Origin of the sequence: Stenotrophomonas nitritireducens, assembly GCF_050984405.1 — a bacterium.
Taxonomy (GTDB): Bacteria; Pseudomonadota; Gammaproteobacteria; order Xanthomonadales; family Xanthomonadaceae; genus Stenotrophomonas; species Stenotrophomonas nitritireducens_B.
Genome location: NZ_CP158790.1, coordinates 3828055 through 3843399, shown reverse-complemented (window position 1 = coordinate 3843399; position 15345 = coordinate 3828055). Strand labels below are relative to the sequence as shown.

The following is a 15345-nucleotide window of genomic DNA, read 5'->3' as shown; positions in this document are numbered from 1 at the left end:
GACGGAACGGCGGCGCATAATGCGCTCCATGATCATCCAGTCCCTGCTCGATACCGACCTCTACAAATTCACGATGATGCAGGCGGTGCTGCACCAGCACCCCGGGGCCATCGTGCAGTACCGCTTCAAGTGCCGCACGCCGGGCATCAACCTGGCCCGCTTCATCGACCAGATCAGCGCCGAGATCGATCACCTGTGCAGCCTGCGTTTCACCGCGGACGAACTGGACTACATGCGCGGGCTCCGTTTCGTGAAGCCGGACTTCGCCGATTTCCTCGGTCTGTTCCACCTGGACCGCAAGTACATCGACCTGCGCGCCTCGGCCACCGTGCCGGGCGAGATCGAACTGGACATCACCGGCCCGTGGCTGCACACCATCCTGTTCGAGGTGCCGCTGCTGGCGATCATCAACGAGGTCTGGTTCCGCAACACCAGCACGCCGGACTTCGCCGAGGGCGAACGCCGCCTGCGCGCCAAGACCGCGCTGCTGCGCGACACCCCGGGTTTCGGCGACTGCCGCATCGCCGATTACGGCAGCCGCCGCCGCTACTCGCGCGACTGGCACGCGCACATGCTGCCGCTGCTGCGCGACGCGCTCGGCGCGCAGTTCGTCGGCACCAGCAACGTGCACTTCGCGCGCCTGTACGCGATGACCCCGCACGGCACCATGGCGCACGAATACCTGCAGGCCTTCCAGGCGCTGGGGCCGCGCCTGCGCGATTCGCAGGTGGCCGCGCTCGAATCGTGGGCGCGCGAGTACCGCGGCGACCTCGGCATCGCGCTGTCCGACGTGGTCGGGCTGGACGCCTTCCTGCGCGACTTCGACATGTATTTCTGCAAGCTGTTCGACGGCGTGCGCCACGACTCCGGCGACCCGTTCGCGTGGGGCGACCGCATGCTGGCGCACTTCAAGGCCAACCGCGCCGAGCCTTCCAGCAAGATCCTGGTGTTCAGCGACGGCCTGAACATCGAGAAGGTGATGCGCCTGTACGATTATTTCCGCGGCCGCTGCCAGGTCGCCTTCGGCGTGGGCACCCACCTGACCAATGACCTGGGGCCGACGCCGCTGAACATCGTCATCAAGATGGTGCGCTGCAATGGACAACCGGTGGCCAAGCTCAGCGATTCGCCGGGCAAGAGCATGTGCGACGATCCGGGCTACCTGTCCTACCTGAGGCAGGTGTTCGGGCTGCCGCCGGCCGGCTGAGCGGGGGCGCATTCATTTCGGAAAAATGAATGCGTGGTTCTACACGCGGCGTGGAAGCGGGGTATGGCAGCGTCGTGGTGAGCAAGTGATATTGATATGGCGGGCCGACCGGCGCTACAAATGTGACGCTCGTCGCGGATTCCTGTGTGGGGAGAGGGACGGAGCCAGCCGTGTGCGACCCGCGCACGCTGACAGGGACAGAACGTTGAAGACCATTTCACTTGCCATCGACGGCTTGCCGTACGAGCTCACCCGCCTGCGCGCGGGTGGGGTGTATTGGGTTGCCTGCGCCGATGCCGGGCACGCCGACCTGATTGCCGCCGGCGTCCTGGCCGGCTCCGCCGATGTGCCGCTGGCCGTGGTCGCCGCGCTGGGCCGGTCGCCCGCCTCGATGGTCGCGCCGCTGGCGGCCGGGGAGGGGCCGGCGCGCACGCGCCTGCACGAGGTGGCCGTGGCGGACATGCTGCCGGCGGTGCGCGGACTGCCCGTCGACCTGGCGCGCAGCGCCGCCGCGCGCGACACCCTGTGCGTGGTGCAGCTGCCGGCCGCGGTGCTGGAGTCGCTGGAAGGCGCGCGCCTGGCCCGCTGGTGCAGGCAGCTGCACGACTGGGCGAGCGCCGGCAACCATTACCTGCTGCTGCTGTGCCATGGCGAGGTGGCGACCCTGGCCCCGCGCCTGCTGCCGCTCAACCGGCTGTGCAGCGGCGTCGCCCAGCTGTACCCGCACCGTGGCGCCCTGCAGTACCTGGTGCATTACTGGAGCAACGCCGAGGGCGTGGTCGCGCACCGCGACTTCGAGGCCGAATGGCGCGGCTTCCGCCTGGGCGTGATCGCCGACGGCGACGACCTGATGGCCTCGGTGCTGGCGCAGGAAGGCGGCGACCGTTTCATCTACCTGGCCCAGGCCGAGGCGCTGGAAGGCGCGCCGCCGTTCTCGCCGGCCTGGCGCCTGTTCGAGAACTGGTCGGCGCTGACGGCCGGCGCCCTGCAGGCGCAGGCGGCCACGGTCGTGCTGGCGATCGACGAGAACGCCGACGTCGACGCGCTGACCCGCATCGTCTTCCGCCTGCGCAGCGAGCGCGGCAACGGCCTGAAGCTGGTGGTGCGCGAGATGCAGCCCTGCCTGCGCTACGCCGACGAGCGCCTGCTGCTGCAGTCCGGCGCCAGCCTGGTGGTGCCGGCCAGCCTGCCGCTGGCGCGGTTCCTGACGCTGCTGGAGACGATCCAGGGCCAGGTCTGGCAGGGACGGCTGCCGGAGGATCCGGAACGGCTGATCCGCCTGCACCGGCCGCCGGACATCGGCGGCGTGGTCACGCCCATGCAGTTCAAGCAGATGGCCGGCGAGCTGCTCGACCAGGGCGACGGCGTGGTGGAAAGCGCGGTGCTGGTGCTGCAGCCGGTGGCCGGGCTGAGCCCGGTGCAGGCCCTGCAGCAGCTGCACATGCGCCGCCGCGGCGATTTCGTCTGCATGCACGCCGGCCAGGTCTGGCTGTTCCTGTTCGCCTGCCGCGGCGACGGCGTCGAGCGCGCGCTGGGCAACCTGTTCCGCCTGCCGTGGCGGGAGATGTTCGATGGCTACGAGCGCCTGGCCGGGCACGACGTGGCCGCGATGAACGCGGTCGATGCCGGCACCGCGCCGCCGCCGCAACAGCAGGCGCCGGTGGCGGCGCCCGTGGCGCAGGCATCCGGATGGGCGGCGCCGCAACCGATCCGCCTGGGGAGCGAACGATGAACGACCAGCAGGTATGGACCCTGGTGGCTGCATGCGCGGTACTGATGATTCCCCTCGGCGTGATGCTGGGGACGATCGGCCGCGCGCTGCGCGCGCGCCTGCAGCGCAGCCTGCCGCCGCGCTACCTCAAGCGGGTGGGCGAACGCCGCCGCCAGGCCGGGCCGCGGGGACACGCATGAGCACCCGCACGCTCCCGAATCCGCCGCAGGCCTGGCCCGACCTGCGCGGCTGGAACCTGTACTTCCTGTCCAAGGTGATCCTCACCTGGATGGGCGCGCTCGACCTGCACGTCCTGCCCAACCTGCTGCTGCTGGCCGCGCTGCTGGTGCCGCTGCCGTGGCGGCGGGCGCGCATCGCGCGCACCGTGGTGGCGATCCCGGTGGCGGTGGCGCTGTACTACCAGGACACCTGGTGGCCGCCGTTCGAGCGCCTGCTGGCGCAGCCGGGCGTGCTGGATTTCTCCGCCTCGTACTGGCTGGAACTGCTGGGCCGCTTCATCAACTGGCAGATGGTCACGCTGCTGGCGCTGCTGGTCTGCGGCTACTGGCTGCTCAAGCCGTGGCTGCGCGTCACCACGCTCAGCGTGCTGGGAATGCTGGGCATGGCGCTGATGGCGCTGCCGCTGCCGGCCGGCCTGCAGTTCGCCGGCGGCGGCGACGCGAAGGCGGCGCAGGGCGGCGGTGCTGCCGGCGCGGCCGCGCGCGGCGGCCCGGCCAGCAACGACACCCTCAACACCTACCTGGCCGGCTTCTACCAGCAGCAGGCCGGGCTGAAGACCGCGTTCCCGCCGGCCCAGGGCGGCACGCCGTTCGACGTGATCATCCTCAACATCTGCTCGCTGGCCTGGAGCGACCTGGACGAGGTCGGCCTGCGCCACAACCCGCTGTTCGACGGCATGGACGTGGTGTTCGACGATTTCAACTCGGCCACCTCCTACAGCGGCCCGGCGGCGATCCGCCTGCTGCGCGCCAGCTGCGGCCAGACCTCGCACACCGCGCTGTTCGATCCGGTGCCGGCGCAGTGCCAGCTGTTCTCCAACCTGCAGGCGCTGGGGTTCCAGAACGAGCTGGCGATGAACCACGACGGCCACTTCGACGACTTCATCGGCGACCTCACCAAGTACGGCGGCCTGGCCGCCACGGCGCTGCCGATCGAGAACTACCCGCGCGCGCTGATCGCCTTCGACAAGTCGCCGCTGCGCCGCGACAGCGACGTGCTCAAGGGCTGGCTGCAGCGTCGCCAGGCCGAGTCCACCGGCCAGGTCGCGCTGTTCTACAACACGATCTCGCTGCATGACGGCAACCGCATCGTCGGCGCCGACGGCCGCGCGATGGCCAGCGACTACAAGGCGCGCGCGCAGATGGTGCTGGGCGACCTGGACGGCTTCATCGACGCGCTGGAGAAGAACGGCCGCCGCGCCGTCGTCGTGGTGGTGCCCGAACACGGCGCCGCCCTGCATGGCGACCGCATGCAGATCCCGGGCATGCGCGAGATTCCCAGCCCGTCCATCACCCACGTCCCGGTCGGCGTGAAGCTGGTCGGCATGGGCATCCCGGCCGCCGCCGGCCCGCGCCACGTGACCACGCCGAGCAGCTACCTGGCCATTTCCGAGCTGGTGGCGCGGATCTACGCGCTCAACGCCCAGGCGCCGGCCGACGGCCGCAACTGGGACGGCCTGCTGCAGGACCTGCCGGTGACGCCATCGGTTTCGGAGAACGAAGGCGCCAAGGTGATCGACTACGACGGCAAGCCGTGGCTGCAGCTCAAGGGCAGCCAGGCGTGGACGCCCTACCCGGAGGACAAGCCGTGATGGCGAGCGAAGCGAACGCGGGCCTGACTTCGGAAGCGGACGACATCGACGTCCTGCGCGAACACCTGCACATGCCCGGGCTGTCCTACGTGGATTTCTCGGCCCAGCGCGCCCGCGCGCAGGCGCTCGCGCGCTGGCCGCTGTTCGCCGAACTGGCCGGGGAGCCGCGGCAATGAACACGACCCTGTCCCTGCATGGCGTGCGTGGCGGCGTCGGCGTGACGACGATGGTGGCCGCGCTCGGCCGGGCGCTGCATGCGCAGGGCGAGCGGGTGCTGCTGGTCGAGTGCAATCCCGACCACCTGCTCGGCCTGCACCTGGGCCTGCCGGCCGACGAGCGCCGCGGCTGGGCGCGCGCGTGGCTGGACGGCCAGGACTGGCGCGATGCCGCGTTCGGGACCCTGCCCGGGCTGGCGCTGCTGCCGTACGGGCTGGCCAGCGAGGCCGACGTGGCCGCCGTCGAGGACCGGCTGCGGCAGTCGCCGCGGTTCTGGGCCGAGCGCCTGCCGCTGCTCGCCGCGCAGTTCGACTGGATCCTGTTCGACCTGCCGCAGCGGCTCGACGCGCACGTGGCGGCGGTCAACCAGCACGCCGGCTGCGCGCTGCCGCTGCGGCTGGCGACGGTCGACCCGGGCTGCCACGTGCTGCTGCAGCGGCGCGCGGACGACACCCGGCGCGTGCTGTGCAACCGCTACGACCCGGCGCTGGCGGTGCAGCGCGACCTGATGCAGCTGTGGATCGACGGCGGCCCGCGCCTGGTGCCGCAGCCGCTGCACGAGGACGCGAGCGTGTCCGCCGCGCTGGCCCGCAAGCTGCCCCTGGGCGCCGACGCCGACGGCTCGCAGGCGGCGGCCGACGTCGCCAGCCTGGCGGTGTGGTGCCTGGCCGAGCGCGGCCGGCTGCGCGCGCGCGAAGGGCGGTCGCCATGACCCTGCACTATCTCCGCTGGCCGCAACTGCGCGAGACGGCGCGGGCGCCGCTGCCGACGCTGTGGCTGCTCTGGCTGCTGCAGGCGATGGGCTGGGCGCTGTTCCGGCTGGAAGGACCGGCCTGGCAGTCCATTGCGCCGCGCCTTCCCGACGCCTTCCCGCAGCTGCAGCCCTACCGCCGCTGGCGGTTCGGCGATCCGCTGCGCATGCTGATCCAGGCCGGCTGGCTGATGCTGGTCCGCATCACCCCGCGCACCTCCAGCCGCCGCCACCGCCTGGCCGAAGCGCGCCGCCGCCATGTCGCCGGCCTGCGCGGCGCCGCCGACCGCGGCTGGCGCCGCTACCTGGACGCCATGCGCCGGCTGCCGCAGCTGGTCTGGAACAGCGCGGCCTGGCAGCGCGCGCGCGGCTTCCTGACCGGGCTGTCGCCGCGCGCGCGGCGCGGGCTGACGATCGTCGCCGGGCTGGCGACGCTGGCGCTGGCGCTGCTGTGCATCACCCAGCCGTTCAGCTATTTCGCGCAGTTCGTATTCGTGCTGCTGCTGTGGGGCATCGCCCTGCTGGTGCGGCGCGTGCCCGGGCGCTACGCCACCCTGATCCTGGTGGTGCTGTCGATCACCGTTTCCTGCCGCTACCTGTGGTGGCGCTATACCGCCACGCTCAACTGGAACAACAACTTCGACCTGGCCTGCGGCATCGTCCTGCTGGCGGCGGAGACCTATTCGTGGCTGGTGCTGATGCTGGGCTACGTGCAGGTGGCGTGGCCGCTGCAGCGCAAGCCGTCGGCGCTGCCGGCCGATCCGCGGCAGTGGCCGACGGTGGACGTGCTGATCCCGACCTACAACGAGGAACTGTCGCTGGTGCGGCACACGGTGCATGCCGCGCTGGGCCTGGACTGGCCGGCGGACAAGCTGCGCATCCACCTGCTCGACGACGGCAGGCGCCCCGAATTCCGCGAATTCGCCGCGCAGGCCGGGGTCAACTACATCACCCGCAGCGACAACCGCCACGCCAAGGCCGGCAACCTCAACCACGCGCTGGCCCAGCTCGACGGCGAGCTGGTGGCGATCTTCGACTGCGACCACCTGCCGGTGCGCTCGTTCCTGCAGATCACCTGCGGCTGGTTCCTGCGCGATGCGAAGCTGGCGCTGGTGCAGACCCCGCACCACTTCTTCTCGCCCGATCCGTTCGAGCGCAACCTGCGCGTGTTCCGCCGCGACCCCAACGAGGGCGAGCTGTTCTACGGCCTGGTGCAGGACGGCAACGACCTGTGGAACGCGGCCTTCTTCTGCGGCTCGTGCGCGGTGCTGCGGCGCGCGGCCATCGACGACATCGGCGGCTTCGCCACCGAGACCGTCACCGAGGACGCGCACACCGCGCTGCGCCTGCACCGCAACGGCTGGAACTCGGCCTACCTGCGCATCCCGCAGGCCGCCGGCCTGGCCACCGACAGCCTCGGCGCGCACGTCAACCAGCGCATCCGCTGGGCGCGCGGCATGGTGCAGATCTTCCGCATCGACAACCCGCTGCTGGGCAAGGGCCTGAACCTGTTCCAGCGCTTCTGCTACGCCAACGCGATGCTGCACTTCCTGGCCGGCATCCCGCGGCTGGTGTTCCTGACCGCGCCGCTGGCGTTCCTGCTGTTGCACGTCTACATCATCTATGCGCCGGCGGTGGCGATCCTGCTGTTCGTGCTGCCGCACATGGCGCACGCCAACCTGACCAACTCGCGCATCCAGGGACAGTGGCGCCGCCCGTTCTGGGGCGAGGTCTACGAGACCGTGCTGGCCTGGTACATCGCGCGGCCGACCACGGTGGCGCTGTTCAGCCCGACCAAGGGCAAGTTCAACGTCACCGAGAAGGGCGGCACCCAGGCCGGCGACCGCTTCGACTGGAAGGTCGCCCAGCCCTATCTGGTGCTGGCGCTGCTCAACGTCGCCGGGCTGGTGTTCGCGGTGTGGCGTTTCCTGCACGGCCCGGCCGACGAGCGCGGCACGGTGATCGTCAGTTCGCTGTGGGTGCTCTACAACCTGCTCATCGTCGGCGGCGCGCTGGCCGTGGCCGCCGAGGTGCAGCAGGTGCGCCGCACCCACCGCGTCACCCAGCGCCTGCCGATGGCGCTGCGCCTGCCCGACGGCCGCACCCTGCGCGGGGTCATGCACGACTATTCCAACGACGGCGTCGGCCTGGAGCTGGCGCAGGCGCCGGAACTGGCGCCCGGCACGCCGGTCACCCTGCTGCTCGGCCGCGGCCGCCGCGAGTTCGCGTTCGCCGCCGTTGTCCAGCGCAGCGTGGGCGCGCGCCTGGGCCTGCTGCTGCGCTTCGAGAACGAGGCGCAGCGCGTGGAGTTCGTGCAGTGCACCTTCGCCCGCGCCGACGCCTGGCTGGACTGGCACGCCGGCTACCAGCCGATGAGCCTGCCGCGCAGCCTGTGGAGCGTGCTGACGCTGGGCTGGCGGGGCTACCGCCGCATCGGCGATTTCGCGCCCATCGATCTCGACCGGCCGATGCACTGGAGCCGCCGCGCCCTGCGCTGGCTGGCCAGTTTCGCGCCGCAACGTCCGTTTCCTTCCTACCCGGCTGACCCAGCCGCTGACCCGGGGCTTCGTCCATGAGCATCTCCTCTTCACTGCGCTGGCTGCTGCTGCCGCTGTTGGCACTGCCCGTCGCCAATGGTTCGAGCGCGCCGCAGGCGGCTCCGGCCGCCGCCCCGACGCCCGACGCGACGCCCGCCCAGGGCGCCGTCGCCCCCGCGCCCGCGACACCGGCGGCGACGCCGGCGGCCGTGTGGTCCGGCGCCGCCTGGCCCTGGCAGCGCGCCAGCACCCTGGCGCAGCTGGGCCGCCGCCAGGACACGCTGCTGTCGGGCATCCGCAACACCACCACGTTCGAGTTCCAGGTCCGGCGCGACCGGCTGGCGCGCGAGGCCGAGCTCGACCTGAGCTTCACCCCGTCGCCGTCGCTGCTGCCCACGCTCTCGCACCTGCGCGTCTACCTCAATGACGCGCTGATGGACGTGGTGCCGATCGGCAACGACCAGCTCGGCCGGCCGGTGCAGGCCAAGGTGCCGCTGGACGCGCGCCTGATCGCCGACTTCAACCAGATCCGGCTGGAGTTCGTCGGCCACTACACCGACATCTGCGAAGAGCCGACGCACAGCTCGCTGTGGGTCAACCTGTCCAGCAACACCACCCTGCGCCTGGGCGGCCAGCCGCTGGCGATGCAGGACGACCTGGCCAACTTCCCGCTGCCGTTCTTCGACCCGCGCGACAGCGCGCGGCTGGAACTGCCGGTGGTGTTCGCCGGCTCGCCGACGGTGGCGCAGCAGCGCGCGGCCGCGCTGATGGCGTCGTACTTCGGCAGCATGGCCGGCTGGTGGCGGCAGGCGCGGTTCCCGGTCAGCTTCGACCGGCTGCCGGCGCAGGGCCATGCGGTGGTGATGGCGGTCAACGGCAGGTTCCCGTCGGTGATCGGCAAGCATGCGCCGGTGCAGGGGCCGGTGATCGAGCTGATGTCGCTGCCCGAAGACCCGCAGCGCAAGCTGCTGCTGGTGCTGGGCCGCAACGACGAGGACCTGCAGACCGCGGTGTCGGCCATCGCCGCCGGCAACGTGCTGTTCCGCGGCACCCGCGTGCAGGTGGACGAGGTCAAGCCGCTGGCGCCGCGCAAGCCCTACGACGCGCCGAACTGGGTGCGCACCGACCGCGCCGTGCGCTTCGCCGAACTGCTCGACTATCCGCAGCAGCTGCGCGCCAGCGGCATCGCGCCGCAGCCGATCGTGCTCAACCTCAACCTGCCGCCGGACCTGTTCATCTGGCGCAACCAGGGCATCCCGCTCAACCTGCGCTACCGCTACACGCCGCCGTTCAGCAGCGACGAATCGCGCCTGAGCGTGGGCATCAACGACCAGTTCATTTCCAGCTTCCCGCTGATCCGCCGTTCCGGCAAGCAGGGCCTGGAGGAAATCCGCCTGCCGGTGCTCAGCGGCGATGCCGGCACCGGCGACGGCAAGCTGCTGATCCCGGCGCTGAAGATCGGCGACCGCAACCAGCTGCGCTTCGAATTCAACTTCGCCAGCGTCATGGGCAGCGCCCAGCGCGACCACTGCCAGACCGTGCTGCCGCCCAACCTGCAGGCGGCGATCGAGGAGGATTCGACGATCGACTTCTCCGGCTTCCACCACTACATGGGCCTGCCGGACCTGTCCGCGTTCGCGCTGAGCGGCTTCCCGTTCACGCGCATGGCCGACCTGTCCGAGACCGTGGTGATGATGCCGCCGCGCGCCAACGAGGCGCAGGTCGGCCTGCTGCTGAACCTGATCGGCGGCCTCGGCGTGCAGAGCGGCTACCCGGCTTACGGCCTGCGCGTGAGCGAGGACTGGAAGCAGGCCGCGCGCCTGGACGCCGACGTGCTGATGCTCGGCGACCTGCCGCAGGAACTGCGCGGCAGCGACAAGCTATCGCTGATGATCGACAACCAGCGCACCACGCTGCGCAACGGCCGGGCCAACTCGCCGCAGGAAGCGGTGATCGAAGCGCGCCTGGGCAGCACCGGCAGCGACGCGGCGGTCAACCGCGTCGGGGTCACCGCCGATGCGCCGTTCGCCGCCATCATCGGCCTGCAGTCGCCGCACCACGCCCAGCGCAGCATCGTCTCGCTGGCGGCCAGCAAGGACGCGGACTACGCGCTGCTGGACGAGGCGTTGAGCGACATCGGCAAGCGCGAGGCGATCGCCGGCTCGGTGTCGATCCTGCGCAGTTCCGGCATCCACAGCCAGTTCGTCGGCGAGCACTACTACGTCGGGTCGCTGCCGTGGTGGCTGCTGCTCTGGTACCACCTGGCCGACCACCCGGTGCTGCTGGCGGTGCTGGCCACGGTGGCCGTGCTGATGTTCGCGTTCCTGCTGTGGCGCGCGCTGCGCTGGGTGTCGCGACGCCGGCTGGAAACGGCGGAGCACTGATGCCCCGTCGTCTTCCCCTGTCGGTTGCGCTGCTGGTCGGCCTGGCCGGGATCGGCCAGGCCGTGGCGCAGGAGCTGCCGCCGACGCCGGCCGGCAGCATCGCCGCGCAGCGGCTGTGGCTGCTGCAGCAGGTGCGCATCGGCGAGGCCACCGGCCGCCAGCGGCTGATCGAGGATGCGCTGGCGCGGCTGCGGCTGCTGGCGCCGGACGACCGCACCACGATGGTGGCGATCCTGGAAGTGCAGCTGTCGCAACAGAAGATCGACGACGCCACCGATACCCTGCGGCGCCTGCGCGAGGTCGGCGCGGGCACGCGCGAACTGGTCGCCGGCGAGCGGCTGTGGGCCGCCTACCGCGGCGACCTGCAGGCCGACCTGCAGCAGGCGCGCATGCTCGCCACCGGCGGCCGCAACGCCGAGGCCCTGGCGATCTACCGCCGCCTGTTCAAGGACGACCCGCCGGGCATGCAGCTGGGCCTGGAGTACTGGCGGCTGCGCGGCGGCGAACCCTCCGGGCGGGCGCTGGCGATCCGCCGGCTCACCGCGCTGGACAACGACTACCCCGGCAACACCGTGCTGCTGCAGACCCTGGCGCAGTTCCTGTTCGCCAGCGGCCGCGACGGCGAGGCGCTGGCGGCGCTGCAGCGCATGGGCAACAACCCGGAGGCGCGCACCTACGCCGCCGACGCGGAATGGGATTACCTGTCCTCGCGCCAGGCCGACGCGGCGAACGTGCGGCGGCTGCAGTCCTTCCTCACCCGTTATCCGGGCTGGGTGCATCTTGACGATGCGCGCAAGCTGCTGGAGGAACAGCGCAGGCGCGTGGGCAACCCGGCCTGGCGCGCCGGCCTGCGCGCCACGCAGCTGCTCGACGCCGGCCGCAACGCCGAAGCGGAAGCCGCCTTCCGCCAGGCGCTGCGCGGTTTCCCGGCCGAGGCCGACTTCCAGGGCGGGCTGGGCCTGGCACTGATGCGCCAGGGCCAGCGCGCGCAGGCGCTGGAACAGTTCCAGAAGGCCGTGCAGCTGCAGGCCGACACCAGCAACAGCGACAAGTGGCGCGACCTGATCGCCAGCACCCGCTACTGGCTGGTCATCGAACAGGCCGACGCGGCGCTGGAGGCCGGCGACCTGGACCGCGCGCAGTCGCTGTACGCGCAGGCGCGCCGCCAGCAGCCGCGTGAGATCAACGCGCAGCTCGGGCTGGTGGACGTGGCGGTGGCGCGCGGCGACGACGCCGCGGCCGGCCGCGAGCTGCAGGCCGCGCGGCGCATCGCGCCGAACGACGCCAACGTGATCCGCAAGCTGGTGCAGTTCTACGGGCGCACCGATCCGTCCCAGCTGGAAACCTATGTCGCCAGCCTGCCGGCGGCGCAGCGCGCGCTCTACGCCGACGAACTGCGCAACCTGCGCCTGGCGCGGCTGCGCGAGCAGCGCGAGCGCGCGCTGGCCGCGGGCGACACGGCCAGCGCCATCGCGCTGGGCCGCGAGCTGCGCCGCGAACAGCCGGGCGATCCGTGGCTGGCCTATTCGCAGGCCAACGCGCTGCGCGCCGGCGGCGCGGCCGACGAGGCCGACGCGGTGATCGCGGACATGGCCGGCAAGGCCGGCAACACCCCCGAATCGCGCTACGCGCAGGCGCTGTACCTGTCCGGTTCGGACCGCATCGGGCCGGCGCTGGCGGCGCTGGACGAACTGCCCGCGGCGCAGTGGGACGACGACATGCGCGCGCTGGCGGCGCGGTTGCGGCGCCAGCAGGCCACGGCGCGTGCCTGGGAACTGCGCGCGGCCGGGCGCGAGGACGAGGCCATCGCGCTGTTGCGGCAGTTGCCGCAGGACGCCGACATCCAGCTGACGCTGGCCGACTGGGCGCGCCTGCGCGGCGACCACGCGCAGGCGCTGGGCCTTTACGGGCAGGTGCTGCAGGCGCAGCCGGACAACGTCGACGCGCAGCTGGGCAGCGTGCAGGTGCTGGTCGACAGCGGCGACCTGGACGGCGCGCGCGCGCGCATGGCGCAATCGCCGCCCGTGGTTGCGCCGGGCAACGTCGGCCAGCAGCGCCAGCTCGCCGCGATCTGGTCGGGGCTGCACGACGAGGCCAAGGCCCTGGAGATCCTGCGCGGGATCCTGGCGGCCAAGACCGGGCCGGACCCGCAGGCGTGGCGCGATGCCGCGCGACTGCTGCGCGCCGGCGATCCGGAACAGGCGCTGGACATGTACGCCCGCGCGATGGAGGAAGACGGGCTGATCGCGCCGCAGCAGGCGCAGCCGCGCGACAACCGCGCGCTCACCTTCGCCAGCCGCGAGACCGCCGGCGACGAATGGCTGCGCCGCAGCCTGCGCAGCGACGTGGAAACGCTGTACCAGCAGCAGAACCCGACGCTGACCGTGATGCAGGATTCGGGGCGGCGCAGCGACGGCACGCCGGGCATCTCGAAGCTCTCGCGCGACACCCGCATCGTGCACCTCGACGCGCCGTTCGCCGGCGGGCTGGGCTGGGCGCGGCTGGAACAGGTGCGGCTGGACGCGCGCCGTTTCGAAACCGACGCCAACGGCTTCCACGACCAGGACTTCGGCAGCTGCGACCTTTCGCTGCTGCGCCCCGACGGCAGCTCCCTGCAGGCACCGGGCTGCGATACCCGCCTGCGCCAGCGCATGAACTCCGGCGCCGGCTTCGCGGTGGGCTGGCGCACGCTCGACGACCGCTGGAACCTCGACATCGGCCATACGCCCGCCGGTTACGCGGTCGGCAACTGGCTCGGCGGCGTCACCGTCAACGGCGACCTCGGCCGGCTCGGCTGGGGCGCCACGCTCTCGCGGCGGCCCATGACCAACTCGCTGCTGTCGCAGGCCGGCGCCATCGACCCGCGCAGCGGCATCGTCTGGGGCGGCGTCACCGCCAACGGCGTCACCTTCAGCCTCGGTTACGACGAAGGCGGCCGCAACGGCATCTGGTCGAACTGGAGCTGGCACCGCCTGACCGGCCGCAACGTGATGGACAACGACCGCGCGCGCGCCATGGCCGGCTGGTACCACAAGCTGATCCAGCGCCCGGACCTGCGCCTGGACGTCGGCCTGACCGGCATGTACTGGCGTTACGCGCACGACCTGGGCGGCTATTCGCTGGGGCAGGGCGGTTACTACAGCCCGCAGCGCTACGCCTCGCTGAGCGTGCCGGTGAGCCTGGCCTGGCGCAACGACGACTGGTCGGTGCGCGTGGACGCCTCGCTGAGCGTTTCCAACGCGCGCACCGCGTCGATCAGCCGCTTCCCCGAGCAGTCGCTGATCGAGCGGGTGATCGAACAGCTGCAGCCGCTGTACGGCCCGCTCACCCTGGACCCGGCCGGCCTGTACACCGCCGACTCCAGCAGCACCGGTACCGGCCACCGCCTGTACCTGGCGGTCGAGCGCCGGCTCGGCGACCACCTGGTGCTCGGCGCCGCCGGTACCCTGCAGCGCAGCCAGGACTATTCGCCGAACACCTTCCAGCTCTACCTGCGCTACACCCTGAAACCGTGGCAGGGCAACCTGCCGCTGCCGGTCGCGCCATTGGCTCCGTATGGCGAGTTCCGCTGATCCCGCGCGCCGCGCGCTGCTGCAGGCGATGGCCGCCGTGCCGCTGCTCGGCGTACTGCCGGCCGCCTGCGCGGCGGACGGCTGGCCGCGCTGGCGGGTGCTGGCCGACAGCAGCCTGAGCGCGGACGGGCGCATGATCGACCGCAGCCAGGACGACCTGCGCTCGACCTCGGAAGGCCAGTCGTACGCGCTGTTCTTCGCCCTGGTCGACAACGACCAGGCGCTGTTCGACCGCATCCTGGCCTGGACGGTGGACAACCTCGCCGACGGCGACATGGGCAAGCGCCTGCCGGCATGGCTGTGGGGGCGCGACGCCAAGGGCGGCTGGGGCGTGCTGGACGACAACCCGGCCTCGGACTCGGACCTGTGGCTGGCCTACGGCCTGCTCGAAGGCGGCCGCCTGTGGCGCCGCCCCGCGCTGGAACGCATCGGCCAGGACATGCTGGCGCAGGTGCGGCGCACCGAGATCGTCGATCTGCCCGGGCTCGGCCCGATGCTGCTGCCCGGCCCGCACGGGTTCGTCGAGGACGGCGCGACCCGGGTCAATCCCTGCTACCTGCCGCTGCCGCTGCTGCGCCGTTTCGCCGCGGTCGATGGCGCGGGGCCGTGGGCGGCGCTGGCCGTCAACACCGTGGAACTGCTGCGGCAGACCGCGCCGCACGGGTTCGCCCCGGACTGGGCGGCGTGGCGCGATGGCGCTTTCATCGTCGATCCGGTCAGGGGCGCGACCGGCAGCTACGACGCGATCCGCTGCTATCTGTGGGCGGGCCTGCTCTCGCCCCGCGATCCGTTGTTCCGCGCGCAGATGCAGGCGCTGCAGGGCCCGCTGCGGCGGCTGCGCGACGGCGCGCCGATGTGGGAAAAGATCGACACCCGCAGCGGTGCGGGCGAAGGCGAGGGCGGTTACGGATTCCGCGCCGCGCTGGTGCCGTACCTGCTGGCGCAGGGCGAGCGCACGCTGGCGCAGGCGCTGCAGTCCAGCCTGCCCACGCACGAGCAGCAGCGCAGCGACGCGCCTGCCTACTACGCGCAGATGCTGACCCTGTTCGCCGACGGCTGGGCGGAAGGGCGCTACCGCTTCGCCGCCGACGGCCGCCTGCAGCCGCGCTGGCGCTGACCACGGCGTCAGTGGCGGG

Annotated in this window: 10 protein-coding genes; all 10 read left to right on the top strand. The window is 71.9% G+C overall.

The window, feature by feature from the left end; all coding sequences use genetic code 11:
- The first annotated feature begins 28 nt into the window (after positions 1-28).
- The 10 genes from pncB (at position 29) to bcsZ (ending at position 15326) form a co-directional block, all read left to right on the top strand.
- Complete coding sequence (gene pncB / locus ABTV91_RS17205) at positions 29-1207, top strand: nicotinate phosphoribosyltransferase (protein WP_433852526.1); 1179 nt, start codon at positions 29-31, stop codon at positions 1205-1207.
- 205 nt (positions 1208-1412) lie between these two features.
- Positions 1413-2939: a BcsE family c-di-GMP-binding protein gene (locus tag ABTV91_RS17200; RefSeq protein WP_433852525.1), complete on the top strand. Its 1527-nt coding sequence runs from the start codon at positions 1413-1415 to the stop codon at positions 2937-2939.
- Positions 2936-3118: a cellulose biosynthesis protein BcsF gene (gene bcsF, locus ABTV91_RS17195; RefSeq protein ID WP_433852524.1), complete on the top strand. Its 183-nt coding sequence runs from the start codon at positions 2936-2938 to the stop codon at positions 3116-3118. The genes ABTV91_RS17200 and bcsF overlap by 4 nt, the downstream gene beginning before the upstream one ends.
- A complete protein-coding gene (gene bcsG, locus ABTV91_RS17190) occupies positions 3115-4749 on the top strand; it encodes a cellulose biosynthesis protein BcsG (protein WP_433852523.1) in 1635 nt (544 codons plus the stop codon). The genes bcsF and bcsG overlap by 4 nt, the downstream gene beginning before the upstream one ends.
- Positions 4749-4925: a cellulose biosynthesis protein BcsR gene (gene bcsR / locus ABTV91_RS17185; RefSeq protein ID WP_433852522.1), complete on the top strand. Its 177-nt coding sequence runs from the start codon at positions 4749-4751 to the stop codon at positions 4923-4925. Before bcsG ends, bcsR begins: the two co-directional genes overlap by 1 nt.
- Positions 4922-5677: a cellulose biosynthesis protein BcsQ gene (bcsQ, locus tag ABTV91_RS17180; protein ID WP_433852521.1), complete on the top strand. Its 756-nt coding sequence runs from the start codon at positions 4922-4924 to the stop codon at positions 5675-5677. Before bcsR ends, bcsQ begins: the two co-directional genes overlap by 4 nt.
- Positions 5674-8292 carry a UDP-forming cellulose synthase catalytic subunit gene (gene bcsA, locus ABTV91_RS17175; RefSeq protein ID WP_433852520.1) on the top strand — a complete coding sequence of 873 codons (2619 nt, stop codon included), beginning with the start codon at positions 5674-5676 and terminating at the stop codon, positions 8290-8292. Before bcsQ ends, bcsA begins: the two co-directional genes overlap by 4 nt.
- On the top strand, positions 8289-10637 hold the full coding sequence (gene bcsB / locus ABTV91_RS17170; protein ID WP_433852519.1) for a cellulose biosynthesis cyclic di-GMP-binding regulatory protein BcsB: 2349 nt from the start codon (positions 8289-8291) through the stop codon (positions 10635-10637). Before bcsA ends, bcsB begins: the two co-directional genes overlap by 4 nt.
- Complete coding sequence (bcsC, locus tag ABTV91_RS17165) at positions 10637-14209, top strand: cellulose synthase complex outer membrane protein BcsC (protein ID WP_433852518.1); 3573 nt, start codon at positions 10637-10639, stop codon at positions 14207-14209. The genes bcsB and bcsC overlap by 1 nt, the downstream gene beginning before the upstream one ends.
- Positions 14193-15326, top strand: coding sequence for a cellulose synthase complex periplasmic endoglucanase BcsZ (bcsZ, locus tag ABTV91_RS17160; protein WP_433852517.1), 1134 nt, complete (start codon positions 14193-14195; stop codon positions 15324-15326). Before bcsC ends, bcsZ begins: the two co-directional genes overlap by 17 nt.
- Positions 15327-15345 lie beyond the last annotated feature (19 nt).

Bases quoted from the DNA above. Each gene is read 5' to 3' on its own strand.
- bcsB (WP_433852519.1), top strand. From the start codon at position 8,289: ATGAGCATCTCCTCTTCACTGCGCTGGCTGCTGCTGCCGCTGTTGGCA.
- pncB (WP_433852526.1), top strand. From the start codon at position 29: ATGATCATCCAGTCCCTGCTCGATACCGACCTCTACAAATTCACGATG.
- bcsR (WP_433852522.1), top strand. From the start codon at position 4,749: ATGGCGAGCGAAGCGAACGCGGGCCTGACTTCGGAAGCGGACGACATC.
- bcsG (WP_433852523.1), top strand. From the start codon at position 3,115: ATGAGCACCCGCACGCTCCCGAATCCGCCGCAGGCCTGGCCCGACCTG.
- bcsQ (WP_433852521.1), top strand. From the start codon at position 4,922: ATGAACACGACCCTGTCCCTGCATGGCGTGCGTGGCGGCGTCGGCGTG.
- bcsF (WP_433852524.1), top strand. From the start codon at position 2,936: ATGAACGACCAGCAGGTATGGACCCTGGTGGCTGCATGCGCGGTACTG.
- bcsC (WP_433852518.1), top strand. From the start codon at position 10,637: ATGCCCCGTCGTCTTCCCCTGTCGGTTGCGCTGCTGGTCGGCCTGGCC.
- bcsA (WP_433852520.1), top strand. From the start codon at position 5,674: ATGACCCTGCACTATCTCCGCTGGCCGCAACTGCGCGAGACGGCGCGG.
- bcsZ (WP_433852517.1), top strand. From the start codon at position 14,193: ATGGCGAGTTCCGCTGATCCCGCGCGCCGCGCGCTGCTGCAGGCGATG.